This is a genomic window from Bacteroides sp. AM44-19, assembly GCF_003603395.1.
Taxonomy (GTDB): Bacteria; Bacteroidota; Bacteroidia; order Bacteroidales; family Bacteroidaceae; genus Bacteroides; species Bacteroides uniformis.
In genome coordinates, this window is record NZ_QTNB01000007.1 from 105,946 (window position 1) to 123,464 (window position 17,519).

Consider the following 17,519-nt stretch of genomic DNA (forward strand, 5'->3'; position numbering starts at 1 on the left):
TGATGAGATAAAAAAGGTACTTGAAGCGGTTAGGGAGGATGCTTCTTAATGAATATCCTCCCCTCTTAGTTGTTTGTCTTTTGAAATTTATTATAGGGATTGTGCGGATGATAGGACTCGAACCTACACGCCTCACGGCACCAGATCCTAAGTCTGGCGCGGCTGCCAATTACGCCACATCCGCGGAATAATTCCGATTAGCGGGAGCAAAGATAGAAAGAATTTTCGTTTTGGCAAATTGTTTTGTAGATAAAGTCGTTTTAGAAAGTCACTTTCAGTATTTTTCTTGCTTCCTCAATGATGGTGTCCAAGTCATTGTTCTCATCTTCTTTGCTCATATCCACTTTCTTGTCCGGGTCGATGCCGAACTCGATATGCTGTTTTTGGGCATCGAGGTGCGGGCTGGCAGAAAAGCGTACCCCCCATCCGTTGGGCAGTTCCGAAGAGAATGGCAGGCCCGACCCGCCGCCGGTTTTGTCACCAACCAGGGTGACATTGGGAAAACAGCGCATGGAGTTGACAAAATCATTGGTTGCACTATAGGAATGACGGTTGGTCAGGACAATTACCTTTTTTTGCCAGCGGATACTGTTGGAAGGTTCCACATAAATGGGAGTCGGATCTGAAAAATCGCTATGGCCTTTGCCGGTCTTGTGCTGAATATATCCCGTCAGTACTTTTTCATTCGTGAAGCGTTGTGCCATTCGGGTGGCGTTTGTCAGGTTGCCGCCACCATTGTTGCGCACGTCGATAATTAGGCCGTTACAAGCGGAAAGGTATAACAGAATCTCATCCAGGTTGCCGTTTCCGATGCCGCTGGAGAAATCACCGTAATAGATATATCCTATGTTGTCCTCCAATATGGTATATTTGGCGCCTCCAGCAATGCGGTAGTCTCTTCCCAGGTACTTTTCAATGATACTTTCGTTGAAGTTACGAGGATAATCCAGATACCAGTCCCAGTAGCGCGCCATGTTGGAAGAAGAGTACAAGTTGACATGTCCGTCTTTTAACTCGGCAAGCATGTTACCTAATATTTCAAATAGACCGTCGTAGCTCATTCCCGGGGTAATGAGTGGCTGGTACTTGTCATGGATGGCATCCCAGTCTATTTGCTTGTAGTCCAGGAAGCAGTACTGTTCGTCTATTATTTTCCACAAGGCTTCGAAATTGCCTTGTGGGGTATTGTCGAACTCTTCCTCACGAATACATCCGTTCAATAGGGGCAATAACGTGAGTAGGATACTCCAAATTATTAAAATATATCTTCTTTTCATGCACATTATCCTTATCATCTTATCGTTTATCACCTTGTCACTTTTTACTTTCTCTTGTTAGGAAACAGATAGAGTTCCTTTACGAACCCCACCATGAATACATGCGAGTAAGTATGTGTCTTTATTTCATTTACTTTGGACTGTTGTGCGTCCCATATGTAAGCGAAACGCATCCGGGCACGTCCCACCGGAAAGTCTGCGGTCAGCATTTGTCTCAGAGAGGGCTGGTTGTGCAGGGAGGTGAAGTTCACTACTCCGTCCCAATGTCCTAACGTAAATATCTCGTAGTAGGACTGTCCATAGTTGGGCATGAACATGATACCTGCCAAGGGAAGATTTACCTGATAGCGTAGTGTGATGGGACGGTTCTTGATGCGCAAGTCCCAAATAGCCATTCCAGATGCGGCAAGGTTGATATAGGCACGTGCTTGGGCGGGGTTGTTTCCGTTGCGCAGATTATAGACAAAGCCACCGTTGAAGTCGCCGACTCCTCCGGCAAGCAGTTTGAAATTGCCCGTGATTGGAAAATTATAATGCAGGCCGTAGTTCCAGTTGGCCAGTCCGGAGAATGTATTGTTATTGTCTACTTTGTTGTGTGTATATCCTAAGTCTGCCTGGAAGAAAGTTTGCAGAGACACGTTGCCGTCCATCAACCGTGTCATCCGCATGCTTTCGCGGGAGATACGGAAATCGATTCCCTTATACTCCTGAGGTGAAAGATAAGTGTCGAACACGTTGGTGAAGCCGACACCATACATGGTGGCACGGGTGATAATACGGTTACGGTTGGTGGAGTCAGCCCGTAGCTTCCGGTCGATGCTGCATTGTGCTTCTTGTGCTTTCAGTCCGACACTTCCCAAGAGCAGTCCGCATAGGATTATTATCTTGTATATGTACATATTAAATTATCAATTACAAATTAGTAATCGTTAGCCACTAATACTTCATTTCCGTCCTTCATCAAAAGAGTTTCATCTGTCCTGTCATCTCGTCCAGTATGTCCCCTTCGCTTTTACCGTGGTCGGGGTCCAGAATTTCCGGTTCTTCATCCGTTTCCTGCTCTTCGGTTTTCTGCGAGGGTTCCGGTTGACGGGTAGGCTCCAGCTCGTTGATGGTTTCTATAGTATAGGTGGTCAGGCGCTTACCTTTTGCTTTGAAGCCTTTCACGGCGATGAATTCGTCGGCTTCCACCACCATCGGCTCTCGGAAATTGTCGTGGCCGCCAAACACCACTTCTAAACGTGGGTAGCACTCGTCTGTCAGCAGAATGAGGCTGCTGTTCTTGTTTTCTCCCAAGTAGTTTTGCTTGCGGGCGGTTGCCTCGAAGCAGAAACGCTTGATGTAAGGATAGTTCTGCTGGTCGGCATCGTAGAGTACGGCGGTCCATACTTTGTTCGGATCGTATTTCTCCAATACGCGTATGCCATCGTCATAGTGATTGTTCAAGTCGAAGTTGGTGGCATAGAACTCTCCGCTGTTCTGTACGACAAGGATGGTGTCTTCGCTCTGGAATTCTCCGAGATATTCTCCGCGCCCGTCGTAGTTGAGACGTAGCACATCACGGTCGAACCAGACTTTCCGTCCACCCAGCGTGGAGCCTCCACGTTGTTTCAAGGCTATCTTGTGTACGGGGAGTTTCGTGAGTATATTTCCCATGGCCTGCCGTCCCTTGATATTGATGTTGCTGAAATCCTCCTCGAAGATAATACGGCGTACACGGGGATTGGGTTTCAGGGTTACCTTGATGATTTCAGCTTCTCCATTGGGATTGGCGGTGAAGTAGGTGATACGGGAGTCGGGAGTACCTTGCGTCACATCGTATTCGCGGTCACGCACCACGGAAGTGACGGCAAAACGCTTGATATAGCTTGTCCCCTCCTTGCCGTCACGGTAGCAGACATTGTAGATGGTACGTTTGTCGTTCTTCTTAAAAATGTTGGCATAAAGTATATTCTTGCCCACGAACTTCTTGTCGGCCACCGGTGTGATGATATATTTTCCATCGCGGAAGAAGATAATCACGTCATCTATGGGCGAGCAGTTGCCTATGAATTCGTCTTTCTTCAATCCAGTTCCGATGAAACCCTCTTCGCGGTTGATGTACAGCTTTTCGTTGGCTTCGATGACTTTGGTTGCTTCGATGGTGTCGAAGTTACGCAGTTCCGTGCGGCGGGGGAAGGCTTTGCCGTACTTGTCCTTCAACATACGGAACCAGTCGACGGTATATTCCACGATGTTTGCCAGATGGCAGTCTATCTCCTCTATGTCCTTTCGCATGCGTGCTATCAGTTCCTCTGCCTTGTCGGAGTTGAATTTGAGGATACGTGCCATCTTTATCTCCATCAGCCGGAGGATGTCTTCCTTGGTCACTTCGCGGATAAAAGTCGGGTAGTAGGGAGTCAGGCGCTCATCGATATGTTCGCAGGCGGCATCCATGTTTTTGGCTTGTTCAAACTCCTTATCCTTGTAAATACGTTCTTCAATGAATATCTTTTCGAGTGAAGCGAAATGCAGGCTTTCCAGTATCTCTCCCTTACGGATTTCCAGTTCCTGGCGTAGCAGTGCCAATGTGTTGTCGACTGATTTGCGCAATACATCACTCACGGTGAGGAAGTGGGGCTTTTGGTCGTCGATGACACAGCAGTTGGGAGAGATGCTCACTTCACAGTCGGTGAAGGCATAGAGGGCATCGATGGTCTTGTCGGATGATACACCCGGGGCTAGATGCACTAATATTTCCACACTGCCGGATGTCAGGTCCTCTACCTTACGTATCTTGATTTTTCCTTTTTCGCTGGCCTTTACGATGGAGTCGCATACACTGGCCACCGTTTTCCCGTAAGGAATTTCCTTAATGGCAAGTGTCTTGTTGTCTATCTTTTCTATTTTGGAGCGCACGCGTATCGCACCGCCACGTTCACCGTCGTTGTATTTGGATACATCGATACTGCCTCCCGTCTGGAAGTCGGGGTACAGCTTGAATTCTTCGTTGTGCAGATAGCTGATGGAAGCATCGCACAGCTCATTGAAGTTATGTGGTAATATTTTGGATGACAGGCCTACGGCAATACCTTCCACACCTTGTGCAAGCAGCAGTGGGAATTTTACCGGTAGTGTAACCGGTTCTTTGTTTCGCCCGTCATAAGAGAGTTTCCATTCGGTGGTCTTGGGGTTGAATACCACGTCCAGTGCGAACTTGGAGAGACGTGCTTCGATATAACGGGGGGCAGCGGCGCTGTCACCCGTCAGAATGTTACCCCAGTTTCCCTGGCAATCCACGAGCAAGTCCTTTTGTCCCAGCTGTACCAGAGCATCGCCGATAGAAGCATCACCGTGCGGATGGAACTGCATGGTATGTCCTACGATGTTCGCCACCTTGTTGTAGCGCCCGTCTTCCATGCGGCGCATGGAGTGGAGGATACGCCGCTGTACGGGTTTCAGACCATCCATGATATGGGGTACGGCACGTTCCAATATAACGTATGAGGCGTAGTCCAGAAACCAATTCTGGTACATGCCGCTCAGTTGGTGCTTTATATTGGCATCCTTTGCGTCCGCAGGTTTGTAATCCGAGTGTTCTTCGCTCCCGGCCGGGAGTTCCTTGTCCAAATCATCTTTCGGTGCTTCAAAATCTTCGCTCATATTTGTTCGGGAATTGTCTATTCTATGATATTACTGATTTTTCAGTCGCAGGCAAAAATACAATTTTTGTTCGATAAATGAGAATTTGCGCGGAACTATTGTGCCAAATCCTTCCCATTTTTTAAAACTTCTGCCCGTTAATGGAACCAATCTGTCTCTTTCCCGTTAGCGGAATTATATTGAGGACGTGCTTCCGCCTCTTTGCGGACAGCGATGTTGCTTTTGTCTTTCTTGCCGACAAGTTGGCAAGGTTTTGCCACCACATTGGCAAAGCTTTGCCAAAGGCATGGCAAAACTTTGCCAATATGGTGGCAAAACGCTGGCAAAGTAACTTGCTAGCTTGTTGTGTGTTGGCTCGAATTGTGCAGCGATATCATCACAAGGGTGAAGAGATACTGGGCAGATTCTGCCGACGGATTCATTATTTTGTGAATTTCCATTCGTCAAATAAGAACTTTCCGTTCCCGAATACGAAGTAAATGTCGTGTTTGCCTTTTATCTGTTTGTCCAACGGCTTTGTCAATGTTTGCCACGTATCGGTATCAAAGGTCAAGGTGGATAGGAGCGGACCGTCTGGACTGTCCATGTGTATTTCGATGGAGCCTTTCCCTTTTATCTTCATCTGTATGGCTTGAGGTGATTGCGGGAATTCCGCACCGCGGACACAGATGGCCTGTCCGCTCTTGTTTCCTACGGCAGACATGTTGCCTGTCTGTCCGGTAGGTTCAAAGGCAACGCCGCGTGTGGCGGCTGTGGTCTCGGCCTGTTGCTGCGCAAACGGGTCGAGAGGCTTGATTTGTGAAACGCCCTTGGCTGTGGCTGTGCCCATGTGGATAGTGAGGTCCTTTTCGTCCACCTCTATTTCTTCCACGCAGATACTGCGGACGCCCACTTTGAGGTCGCGGCTGTCCTGCAAGCCCAGTGAGTGGTAGAAGAGATAGTACTTCCCTTGAAATTTTACCAGATGTGTATGGTTGTTGCTGTCGGACATGCCATAGTCGCCGGGATTTTTGAAGTAGTTGTCCCGATAGGTCCAGCTGTCTGTCTCAAGTGGCGTGCGACTCGTCATGTAGCTCATGCAGCACCGGCTCGGCTTGTCTATATCCTTGTGGGGCCATGCATCCCGGTTCTTCCAGTTGGTGTTGTAGGTGTAAATCCAAGTGCCGTTCAGATAGTTCAGTTCGTTTGCTTCAAAGTGGTATGGCGCTTTTATTTCAACTATTTCGCTGTCCAGCGTCTTCATGTCATTTGCCAGCCGCACGATGCGTGCGTCTCCGGGAATGTAGTCGTCGCTGTCGCCCCCGCCAAAGGAGAGCCAGCCGATGCCCTTGTCGTCGATGACTACTCCCGGATCGAAGGGAGCTTTACACTTGCCGAGTCCTGGAGTATTGCCGTCTACCACACATTTGCCCAATGGGTCTGTCCAGGGCCCCACGGGGGAAGTGGCAGTCAGCATACCTACACCGGAACCGCTGTTGGAGTAGTACAGATAGAAGTGGGTTTTGCCGTCGGCCTCCTTGCGCGAAGCGATGGAAGGTGCCCACGAAGCCATTCCCCAGGGAGCCAGAGCCTTTACATTGATTACTCCGTGATAAGTCCAGTTCACCATGTCGTCAGAAGAGACCATCGTCAGCGAATGGATGTGCTGATAGGTGTTTTTCCCGTTACGGCCCACTACATCATATTGCTGGTGGTCGTTAGTGCCGTACACATAAATGCGGCCGTCGTGCACCACTGCTGTGGGGTCGGCCATGTATTGGAAGTCGAGAAGGGGATTGGCATTGCCGGTAGAGAACTTGGGCGAGAATTCAAAAGATTCTTCCAAAGCGCTGTCTGTAGAAACCGGAATGTTTTCAGAAGAGGCGATGCTGTCTGCCCGGAAGGGGGCTAAGGGGATGCCTTCCGTTGAAAAAAGGTTGCCTTGAGCAGCGTCACTGAAGCAGTAGCGAATGGAAACCGGGCTTTCGATTCCTTTTACCGGGACAATCAGCTTTCCCCCGTCTATCCTGGCCCGGGCCTCTTGCCATTCCTGGCCGGCTGCGGCCATCATCAGCCCCTCTATCCTTTTCCCGTGTACGGCCAGTCCGTTCTTTATGTCTTTGAAAGAGATTGTCACATGGTTGCCTTTGCGGCAGGCGCTTTCAAAGACCGGGCTTTTATAGGGGCCTGCATATATATGGTATGTATCGTCCAGTGCAAGATTGGCGAGACGTTTGCCTACGCTTCTTTTGTCACGTGGATGGATGTCCTGCACATTGTCCACCAAATCTGACACGGTAATCATCTTGACCTTGTCCAGCATTTCGGGCAACATGGCCTGCTGCTCGCGTAGCAGTGCCGGTCCGTTGTCTTTGGAGTGGTATTGGAAGGGGGCTATCTGGACCAGATAGAATGGGAATTCCTTGTTAAATCCGGTACGCCACGAGCCTATTAGCCGCTGCATCACCCGGGCGTAGGAGCTGGCACGGCCTTGGTTGGCTTCTCCCTGATACCAGATGCATCCGGCAATGCCGTAGGGCATCACGGGATAAATCATGCTGTTGTACAACGTGCCTGTTTCAGCCGGAAACCAAGGATTGGATTCATACGGATAGTCGCACAAGATCGGGTCGCTCATTACGCATTCGCGGGGCGTCCATGTCTCGGCGGTGGTTCCGCCCCATGCGGCTACGATGATTCCTACCGGCACGTCCAGCTCTTCCTGGATGTTGCGGCCGAAGAAGTAGGCCAGGGCACTCGTGCTGCGCATCGTTTCGGGCGTGCACTGTGTCCATTGCGAGAAACAGTTTTCTTGAGGGAACGGGGCGGCTATTCTGGCCACGTGAAAAATTCGGAGATTGGGACAATGGGCATTTGCCGTTTCCTCGTCTCCGTTCTTTATGCCGTGGTTGGCGCTCCATTCCATATTGGATTGTCCGCTGCACAGCCAAACTTCGCCTAGCATGACATCGGTCAAGGTTACTTCTGACGAGCCGCTGAAACGAATCTCATAAGGTCCGCCGGCTTCGCCGGAAGGTACACGGGCTGACCATTTCCCCGTATTATTGACTTGGGTTTTGATTATTTCTCCTTTCATCCATTCGGGGGCGATGGAAATTGTTTCTCCCGGAATACCCCATCCCCAGAAAGTAAGTTCTGAGTTACGTTGTAGCACCATATGGTTGGAAAATATGGCAGGGAGTTGTATCGCTGCTTGCAATTTCAGGATGCCGAGCAGCATAAATAAACTTAAAAGGGTAAGATAATGATGATATTTTTTCATACGAGTATTTATTTCCATAATGCAAATTAATAGCTGTTTTTAGAAACCATTACATTTTAACCGTTACTTTTTTCCCATTATAAGCCACTGCCTTTTTTGCGCCATCAGCAGTTACTATGTTGAATTTCCGTTCTTTCAACATACCGGAAAACTCTCCTTTCCGATTTTCAATAGTGAGCATGCGAGTACGGTCATTCCATTTCATCGTAATGGTGCTGTACATTCCTTTTTCATAATTGTAGTTGTCATTCTCGTCTTCGTAAAGTGTGAATTCGCCGTTACAACCGGGATACACTTTTATCTCCAAGTTGTCCCATGATTTTTCGGTGCTATACTGCACTTCGGGACCTATTGGCAGGATGGAACCTGCTTTCACATAAAGTGGTAAAATGTCAATAGGGGTATCTTTCACGATATATTGTCCGCCGGAGTGTTTCTGATTGGTCCAAAAATCATACCATTCCGTATTTTTAGGCAGATATATTCGCATAGACTTAACGGTACTGAAATCTTCTACACGGATGGTGTCCGAAACTGTTTGGGTATACATGGGTTGGGTTACAGGGCATACCAATAGGGATTTGCCAAACATATACTGATTGTGGATGTTCCACACGTTGCGATCGTGGGCAAAATCCATTGCCAAGGCACGCATGAAGCTGGACTGATTGGCAGTTACCTCCCAGGCAGTTGTGTAGATGTATGGTAACAAACTGTAGCGTAACCGAATGTATTTCTCAATCGCATCGTATATTGGCTCGCCTTTTTTGCCGAATTGATAGATTTCTCTGGGAGCACCTTCCCCATGTGATCGCATCATGGGACAGAATGTACCGAACTGTATCCAACGGGCATAAAGCTCGCGATAATCCGGGTCATCCAGCATCAAGGGATATTGCCATAGGAAGAATCCGCCGATATCGCTGTTCCAATGGGGAATGCCGCATAGTGAGAAGTTTAATCCCGCAGGTATTTGCTTCTCCAAAACTTCCCATGATGCTGTGATATCTCCTGTCCATGTATTGGCACCATAACGTTGCTGGCCGGCAAAGGCTGAGCGGGTAAGGATAAATACGCGTTTATCCGAAGTTACGGCACGCTGGTGGTCGTACACTCCACCTACACTCATTAAAGGGTAGGCATTGCGTACTTTACGGAATGACCCCAAATAGGTGGGCGTGTCAAAATCTTCAGGAATGGGGTGAAAATGGTCGGGTTCGGTAGAGTCCATCCACCAGCCGTCTATACCCACAGAACGTAGGTTCTCGTTCAGGTACTTCCAATAGATGTCGCGTGCTTGCGGATGGTAGGCATCGTACACGCGGGCACCGGATGGATAGTCCATATTGGGAGGCCACTTCTCGGAACCGGATTCGGGCCATGTGCGGAAGTTGAAGAGCATGTTCCCTTTATCCAACTCGTGATAGGGTTTGGTATGTGGTCCGAAAGCTGACCAAATGGAGATGATAATGTGGGCATTCATTCCGTGTATGTCTTCCATCATTTTTTTGGGGTCGGAGAATTCTTCGTTCAAAAAATCCATTGCGTTCCACAGGTAGTTGCTTCCCCAGTATCTCCAATCCTGGATAATTCCATCGAGGGGCACACCCAGTTCGCGGTATTTTTGCACTACGCCAACAATCTCTTTTTGGCTTTTGTAGCGTTCACGGCTTTGCCAGAATCCATATGTCCATAATGGAAACATGGGCACTTGTCCTGTGAGGTAGCGCATCTGGGCAACTACTCCATCGGCATTTTCGCCGTACATGAAATAGTAGTCAATGCAGTCGCCGACTTCAGAAAGGAAGGATGTCTCTTCTTGATTGTCTTTGAAGATGGTTGGCGAATAGTTGTCCCAAAAGAGACCGTAGCCTTTGACGGACTGGAAGAAGGGAATCACATCCTCAAGATTGTCTTGGATAAGGCGTTTGGTCTGGTTACGTTGCGACATTTTGCCGTTTTGCAATTGTCCCAATCCATAAATAGCTTCGTCTTTCTCTAAGGTGAACGATTGATAAACGCTGAAGGTTTTTGTGCCGGCATCGTTGAAATCATCAAAACGTGCGCCTTTATTTTGTTCCTGCAACAGCGATTTTCCATCGGAAGAGGCAAAAGTTATTTGTCCGGTCTCTTCGTTGAGATGGACTGTAAGCTGATGGCTTTTGATAGTCAATATGCCCCCTTTCGAAGAGACGGATAGTTTTACTTTTTCCGGTTGCCCGATGACCGACAAACTTTCTTTGGTATACTTCCAGCCGTCAGGCGATTTTAAGATTCTCACTGTGACAGGAGAGAAGAAGCTAATATCTATATTTATACCTTGCACAGTGCTTTTTATGCCTTGTGAGGTGCGTTGGTAGGTTTGTGCTCTGCCTTGTTCTGCTATGAAAAATGTCAGCATCAGCAGGACAAATAGTCTTAAAAAAAATCCCTTTTTCATACAATATCAGCAGTTTAACGGTTAGTGATTTTCAGTACCAAAGAAATAGGATTGGGTGTCTTGTCTTTGGGAAGGTCAATAAGCAAGCCTTTGGAAGTTCTTCTGAACTTTGCCTTTCCACCTCCTAATAATTCTACCTTTTCGATTTCTCCTTTGCAGTAGGGACTGCCGATAGCCAGTGATTTTATCTGTATTTTTCCGTCTGAGGGCCATTTCATGATATGGGCATACAAGTATTTCCCTTTTTTCACAAACCGGATGTCGGCAGAAGTGTAGGGTGCGTTCTTGCCTTCGTTGAATCCTGCTCCGTCCAAAGGTATTGCTGTTTCTGTGGAGGGACCTTCACCATAAATACACCAGGGACGTGTGTCGAATATTCCTTCTCCGTTCACCTCCATCCAGGCGGCTATGTCTTCCAGAATTTTTTCTTCCTTGTCGTCGATGGTGCCGTTTCCTTTCATTGGTACGCTTAGTAATAGGTTGCCATTTTTACTGACGATGTCAATGAGCATGTGGATGACGGTCTCGGCTGATTTATACCAGTTGTCTTCGTAAGCAGAGCGGTTATAGTGCCAAGTACCGAGGCAACTACAGGTTTGCCACGCCTTGTCCTGGCATTCCGATGGAACCCCTTTTTCTACATCCCATACGATGGCCTCTTTATGTTTAGCTTCCAGCTTCTTTCCGAAGACTACGGCATTGAGATTGCCCTTGTGAAGCTTCATGTTTTGGTTATAGTAGTGCGACACGACTTTCAGCCCCGTATCGTTGATGGGCCAGAAGGGGAGTACGCTGTCGTCGAAATAGACCAGGTCGGGATGATACTTGTTTATCATGTCCACTGTGCGGTCGAAGAAGTTGTCGTAGTAGCTCTGTGGGGGGACAGAGGTTCCTTCGGGCCAGTCCCATGCAGCCCAAGCATGTCCGCTCAGGGCATGATTCTGTACGTATAGCTCTTGCGGGTCGTAGCCTTCCCACCATTTTCCCTTGCCGTCTTCCTTAGTCACTACGCGGGCATCGTAGGAGATTCCTGCGTATGGGCCTTTCTTGTCGGCTCCTTGTGCAGTTTCATACCATGTCCAAGCATGGGAGGAGTGGATGCTGACACCGAAGGGAAGTTTGTTTTTGCGGGCCGCTTTCTCCCATTCGCCCAGTACGTTTCGCTTGGGGCCCATGTTGACGGAGTTCCATGATTGGTATTTACTGTCCCACAAGTCCATGTTGTCGTGATGGTTGCCCATAGCAAAGAAATATCGGGCACCGGTTTTCTTGAAAAGGGCTACCAGCCTCTCCGGATTCCATTTTTCGGCTTTCCATTCGTTGATTACATCCTTGAAGCCGAATTCCGAAGGATGTCCGTAATGCTCCAAGTGCCACTTGTAGGCAGCACCGCCCTCTTCGTACATGCCACGACCGTACCAGTCGCCGGCTTCGGGTTGGCATTGCGGACCCCAGTGTGCCCATATGCCGAATTTGGCGTTGCGGAACCATTCGGGCACTTCGTATTGGGACAATGACTCCCAGGTAGGTGAGAACTTGCCCGGTTCTGCTTTCTCTTGTTGTGCCAATGCACTGCCCCCTTGCAGGATGCAGGCGGATAGGAGAATTGTTTTAAAGATGTTTCTTTTCATACCTTTATTGTTGTTTACAAAATGTTTATTCCCTTTTTGAATGCATTGATGAACGGATTATTCTGTTTTGTCCATATACTCCATGATAAACCCATACCGGTAAGAGCGATTGCCGTCAATGGTGTATGGCTTCATGGTCTGTGCGCCCCATCCGTCGTTTCCACCTACTCCGTGTATGTTGGAGTCGATATTCAGGTTGATGAAGTCGCGTTCGGGCAGTTCGTGCGCATGCTCTTTCCCTTCCAGGTCTTCTTCCCCGTAGGGCCATATACGGAAACATAGGGGTTGCAAGCCTTTGACTTGTATTTTCCATCGCTCACTGTCTCCCAGCATGAACCAGCGTGTATCGCACCGGTTGGCATTGTCTTGCGGTACGATGTAGTTCGTGATAAATTCGTGTATGCCACACTCGTAGACTCCCAGGAAAGCGGCGCTCTTGCGGTCGGGATAGTTCTCGAACTTGCCGCGTCCGTACCAGGCTATCCGGTTCAGCGCCGAGGGCATTCTCATGCGCATACCGAATTTGGGCATCAGCGGAATATCTTCCTTTTCAGGCTGATAGGTTGCTTCTACTTGTATGCGGCCTTTGCCGTCCACAGTGTAGCGGAGATGGTAACCGGCTCCTATCCGGGGGAGGGAGAGACTGGCATCCACTATCACCATACCATCGTTTACGGTTGCTTGGTATGCCTTTACGATACGTTTTTGCTCTGCATTTTTCCAAGCGCTCAAACGTTCATTGTAGCCGTTGCGGACCTGAATGTCATTTGCCGGTTTCCAAAAATAGGGTTCCAAGGCACTGTGCAACAACTCTTCTCCCTTGACTCGCCAACTCACCAAAGCACCGGTACCTTTTTCTATGGTGAACAAGGCATCGGCGGCTATAATTTCCACCGCTTCGGGTGTCTCCTTAAACGTGGCCTTCCCGCCGTCATCCTTCAATTGTGGGAATTCATAGTCATGATACGTAAGTTGTTCCTTGGCAACTTTGAAGCCCTTCTCTGCCCACGTCGTGGATTCCTTCAACGTGGCATATACATTGAGGCAAAGTTCCCCACACTTATCCGGTCTTGAAGGTACCTCCAGCAGATTCCCTTCGGACAAGTGGAGGTCGCCGTTGCGTACAGCCTTTCCGTTGCATATCCACTCATAGCTGTAATCGAATTCATCCAAATCGGAAAACGCATACCCGTTGGTCAATTTGATTTGCTGTGTTCCCTTCTTTTCAAACTTGATGTATTGATATACTTTTTGTACTTCATAGTAATGGGGGTGAGGCACCCGGTCGGGAGATACCAGCCCGTTAATGCCGGTGGGACCGTCGTTGGGATAGTCCCCGAAATCTCCTCCATACGCCCAGAATTCATCGGGCAGTAATGGGAGTGACGAGGGGCTCTCGCCGAAACTTAACGGTGCACCGTTAAGCTTTTTAGGAATGCCTTGGTCTACCCAGCACCAAATGGCAGCTCCGATAATACTTTCGTCCTTTTCAATCACATCCCAATACTCCTTGAGGTTGCCGATGGAATTTCCCATGGCGTAGGCATACTCTCTCATGAATACGGGGCGGTCGGTTATTTTCTCGCCAAGTTCCTTCAAAGCGTTGGGATGCAGATAAGCTTCGTCATAGACATCGGATACGGTGCGGTCTGTATCGTCGTATATCGGTCTGGTGGGGTCTAAGGCACGGATTGTGTCTGCCATAGCTCGCAAATTGGCACCGCTTCCACCCTCGTTGCCCAATGACCAGAATAGGATGCACGGATGGTTCTTGTCCCTTTCCACCACGGCTACTGCCCGGTCCACATGGGCCAGTGTCCATTGAGGGTTGTCTCCTAATACTTTGTTCCCCAAACCGTAGGCATGACTTTCGTGGTTCGCTTCGTCCATTACGTAGATTCCATACTTGTCACATAGCTCGTACAGCAATGGCAGATGTGGATAGTGGGACGTGCGTATCATGTTGATGTTGGCTTGTTTAATCAGCCGGATATCTCTCTCCATCGTCCGGCTGTCGACAAAGAATCCCATACGGGGATGGAAGTCGTGACGGTTCACTCCTTTCAGCTTGACGGCTTTCCCGTTGACTTTGAAGACGTCTCCCGCGATTTCTATTTTCCGTATGCCCCAATGGTATTCGAACGATTCCAAAAGTTCATTCTTCCTGCGAAGCTTGATGTGGATGTCATATAGATGCGGTTTTTCGGCAGACCATAGTTGAGGCTCCCGGAGCATTTCGGACAGTGTGACGCTCGTTTCAGAAAAGGCCTGAATAGTACCTACGGGAGCCACCATTTTTTTGTCGAGTTTATTTCCTCTGTTGTCTTTCCCCACCAGGTTTATTTCTACGGTCAGGTCTTTTACTTTGCGGTCGGTCTGGTTTCTTATCCAAATTTCGGTTCCGAATGTAGCTGAACGCATGTCGTCCGACAAGTCGCTGCTGAACCTATAGTCCCGGATATTTGTCCGGGGACGTACCCATAGCTCTACCGGCCTGAGTATTCCACTAAGCCGCCACATGTCCTGGTCTTCCAGATAACTGCCGTCCGACCACCGATACACTTCCACTGCCAGACGATTGGCTCCGTTCTTCACAAATTCGGTTATGTCAAACTCGGCAGGCGACATCGAATTCTGGCTGTAGCCTACCCGCTCTCCGTTTACCCAGACATACATGGCCGATTTTACTCCTTCAAAGTGAAGGTATAGGCACTTGTCTTTCATATCGGGCGTCACTTCGAACGTGGTGACATAAGAGCCTGTGGGATTTCTGTGCCCGTAACTGTAATATTCGGCGGGAGGCTCGCTTGTCACTCTGGGTGCATCCTTCTGGAAGGGATAGTTTACGTTGGAATAGATAGGTTTCCCATAACCTTGCAATTGCCATGCTCCCGGCACTGTGATGGTATCCCATGTGTCGGTATTGAAATCATTCTTGTAGAAGTCGGCCGGGCGCTTTCCCGGGTCGGCAGACCATTGGAATCGCCACTTGCCGTTCAGGGATATGATTTCTTTGCAATCGACTTTTTGCGAAGGCAATGTCAGTGTGGCATGATACGGCTCTTTGTTGATGCCGACTACAATAGGATTCTCCCAGTCCGGAACTTCTTGGGCGCCGGCATATAGGGCACTTAGCAATAGAAAGGCAAATATCTTTTTTCTCATTTTTTCTCATGTTTTCTGATGGTCAATAAACTTCCATGATGAGAATTCCCCAGGGGGGCAATGTTACATGGTCTCCTTCTTTTACAGTCTTGCCGGAAATCAGCTCTTTGGACGTCGGATAGTTATGAGTGATTTCTTTGCTCTCGCTGCTGTAATTGAAGAAGTAACGGATGGCTTTTCCGGCTTTGTTTATTCCCGAACGCTGTATGATGGGGAACACGTCGCTCTCTGAAGAGATGATACCGGCATGGATGGCTGCCTTTCGCACGATGGCATTCAGCAATTCCTGCGAAGGGTAGGCTCCTATGTAGGTCAGTTTGCCTTTGCCATACTTGTTTTCGGTGACAACGGGCCATTTGCCGAAGAATGGATGCTCTGCATAAGCCAACGGGGTGGCTGTCTCGGGAATCAGGAATTCATACCAGTCGCTTATCTGGTTCTTTCCCTCTAATTGAAAGGGGTTATCCTTTAATGATAAGTCACCGATAGTGGAGAATTCTTGGTAATGGAAGCCGCAGGCTTTGCGTAGCGGCCCGGGAGCCAAGGTGGCCCGAACTGCGGAGTGCTCATTGCAGTAACCGCTTTTGTGCATCATTACCACGTGTCCGCCGGACTGTACGAATTCATCAATGGCTAATAGTAATTGGTCGGTAGCCACATACAAAGGGGGAATGACAAGCATGTCATATCCGCTGAAATCGGTTGTCTTGTCACAAGGGATGATGTCCGTTTCTATGTTTTGGAAATAGAGGGCTTTATGCACCATATCAATGGGATAATTGCTCTTGTAAGTGTAGGGCATGAAGCCGAGAGCATGATAAGAATCATGACTGTAGAGGATAGCTGCTCGGTTTTTCTTTTTCAAGTTCACGATGTGGCTGCCTATTCTTTCCAACTCTTTGGCGGTGGTGGTGAATTCCTTGTATATGCGGTTGGGTTGGATGTCATGGCCCAGCACGCCGCGCCAGTATGTCTCCTGCCCATAGTGCAGGGTAGACCAGTGCCAGTATTCCACCATATTGGCTCCGGAAGCATAATGTGCGTACACATTCTGCCGCAACTGGTTGTCGTATGGAGGAAACTGGGTGCGGGCATCCCAGCCGATGCCTTGTGCGTTGGTTTCCATGACGATGTAATTGTTGTCGGCTACGGTGCGCACGAAGTCACCGGCATAAGCGATGCGCTGGCCGTCTTGTTTATCCTGTACATCGTGATAGACATTGATGGCAGGATATTGCATTTGCCTGAAACTTTCCACTTGGTCTATATTATGGAAGTCGGGCATAAAGCAGTGAGTAACAAATTGGTCTTTACGCTTGTATTCATTTACAAGGTCGCACTGCCAATTCAGGAAATCGGCCACTTCCTTCCGGTTATAGCGCTCCCATTCATTCTTGTACGAAGGGCTTGTCACTCCATCGCGCGGATAGAACTCTTCCCAGGTGTTGATGTTCATTCCCCAGTAGTTCATTCCCCATTCCTTGGCAAGCAGGTTCAGGTCATTGTTGAATTTCTGTTTGATGTAGTTCCTGAATCCGAAGAAATAGTCTCTGTTGTTTACTCCGCGCGCTTCTGTTTCGTTGTCCACTTGATACCCGATGACTGCCGGATGCTGTGCATATCTTTCCAGCATCTTGCGGATAATCCGTTCGCAATAGAATTGGTAGGTCGGGTTTGTAAAATCCATGTTCTGTCTGATTCCATAATAGGCTTTGTTCCCTTTAGCGTGTTCTGCCAGCACTTCCGGGTGTTTGTATGCCAGCCATGCAGGAATGGAATAGGTGGGAGTTCCCAAGATGACTTTGATTCCTGCTGCATGCATCTTGTCCAGAATGCGGTCCATCCATTCAAATTCAAAGGTTCCGTCTTGCGGCTCAAATACTCCCCAGGCAGATTCTCCAACGCGCACTACTGTCAGGCCGGCTCTTTTCATCAGCCGGATATCTTCATCCAGTCGCTCATAGGGCATATACTCATGATAATAGGCTGCGCCATAAAGCACGTTGTCGAATGAATACTGCGCTTTTATTTGTAGAGCGCTTAAAAACAACACTAATAGAATAAAGTAATTTTTGTTTTTCATAATCTTACCAGTCCGATAC

9 protein-coding genes and 1 tRNA gene are annotated in these 17,519 nt (G+C 48.6%); all 10 read right to left on the bottom strand.

Features of this window, described 5'->3' with window-relative positions; translation table 11 throughout:
- Window positions 1-102: 102 nt before the first annotated feature.
- A tRNA-Leu gene (locus DW947_RS12505) sits at window positions 103-184 on the bottom strand.
- 76 nt (window positions 185-260) lie between these two features.
- A complete protein-coding gene (locus DW947_RS12510) occupies window positions 261-1,277 on the bottom strand; it encodes a S41 family peptidase (RefSeq protein WP_085931088.1) in 1,017 nt (338 codons plus the stop codon).
- 44 nt (window positions 1,278-1,321) lie between these two features.
- Window positions 1,322-2,176, bottom strand: a complete 855-nt coding sequence (locus tag DW947_RS12515) for a DUF3316 domain-containing protein (RefSeq protein ID WP_005830316.1) — start codon at window positions 2,174-2,176, stop codon at window positions 1,322-1,324.
- Between the two features lie 61 nt (window positions 2,177-2,237).
- Window positions 2,238-4,919, bottom strand: a complete 2,682-nt coding sequence (locus tag DW947_RS12520; protein WP_009037727.1) for a DNA gyrase/topoisomerase IV subunit A — start codon at window positions 4,917-4,919, stop codon at window positions 2,238-2,240.
- 137 nt (window positions 4,920-5,056) lie between these two features.
- The gene (locus DW947_RS22000) at window positions 5,057-5,182 is read right to left on the bottom strand and encodes a hypothetical protein (protein ID WP_255342453.1); all 126 of its coding nucleotides are present in this window, start codon (window positions 5,180-5,182) and stop codon (window positions 5,057-5,059) included.
- Window positions 5,183-5,340: 158 nt separating this feature from the next.
- Window positions 5,341-8,181: a family 43 glycosylhydrolase gene (locus DW947_RS12530; RefSeq protein ID WP_227212766.1), complete on the bottom strand. Its 2,841-nt coding sequence runs from the start codon at window positions 8,179-8,181 to the stop codon at window positions 5,341-5,343.
- 49 nt (window positions 8,182-8,230) lie between these two features.
- The gene (locus tag DW947_RS12535) at window positions 8,231-10,621 is read right to left on the bottom strand and encodes a TIM-barrel domain-containing protein (protein WP_009037730.1); all 2,391 of its coding nucleotides are present in this window, start codon (window positions 10,619-10,621) and stop codon (window positions 8,231-8,233) included.
- A 14-nt stretch (window positions 10,622-10,635) separates the two neighbouring features.
- On the bottom strand, window positions 10,636-12,252 hold the full coding sequence (locus DW947_RS12540) for an alpha-L-fucosidase (RefSeq protein WP_057281390.1): 1,617 nt from the start codon (window positions 12,250-12,252) through the stop codon (window positions 10,636-10,638).
- 57 nt (window positions 12,253-12,309) lie between these two features.
- Window positions 12,310-15,417 carry a glycoside hydrolase family 2 TIM barrel-domain containing protein gene (locus tag DW947_RS12545; RefSeq protein ID WP_057281389.1) on the bottom strand — a complete coding sequence of 1,036 codons (3,108 nt, stop codon included), beginning with the start codon at window positions 15,415-15,417 and terminating at the stop codon, window positions 12,310-12,312.
- 22 nt (window positions 15,418-15,439) lie between these two features.
- Window positions 15,440-17,500, bottom strand: a complete 2,061-nt coding sequence (locus DW947_RS12550) for a beta-galactosidase (protein WP_057281388.1) — start codon at window positions 17,498-17,500, stop codon at window positions 15,440-15,442.
- Window positions 17,501-17,519 lie beyond the last annotated feature (19 nt).

Excerpts from the sequence above, each read along its gene's own strand:
- DW947_RS12510 (WP_085931088.1), bottom strand. The coding sequence starts at position 1,277 with ATGAAAAGAAGATATATTTTAATAATTTGGAGTATCCTACTCACGTTA.
- DW947_RS12515 (WP_005830316.1), bottom strand. The coding sequence starts at position 2,176 with ATGTACATATACAAGATAATAATCCTATGCGGACTGCTCTTGGGAAGT.
- DW947_RS12520 (WP_009037727.1), bottom strand. The coding sequence starts at position 4,919 with ATGAGCGAAGATTTTGAAGCACCGAAAGATGATTTGGACAAGGAACTC.
- DW947_RS12530 (WP_227212766.1), bottom strand. The coding sequence starts at position 8,181 with ATGAAAAAATATCATCATTATCTTACCCTTTTAAGTTTATTTATGCTG.
- DW947_RS12535 (WP_009037730.1), bottom strand. The coding sequence starts at position 10,621 with ATGAAAAAGGGATTTTTTTTAAGACTATTTGTCCTGCTGATGCTGACA.
- DW947_RS12540 (WP_057281390.1), bottom strand. The coding sequence starts at position 12,252 with ATGAAAAGAAACATCTTTAAAACAATTCTCCTATCCGCCTGCATCCTG.
- DW947_RS12545 (WP_057281389.1), bottom strand. The coding sequence starts at position 15,417 with ATGAGAAAAAAGATATTTGCCTTTCTATTGCTAAGTGCCCTATATGCC.
- DW947_RS12550 (WP_057281388.1), bottom strand. The coding sequence starts at position 17,500 with ATGAAAAACAAAAATTACTTTATTCTATTAGTGTTGTTTTTAAGCGCT.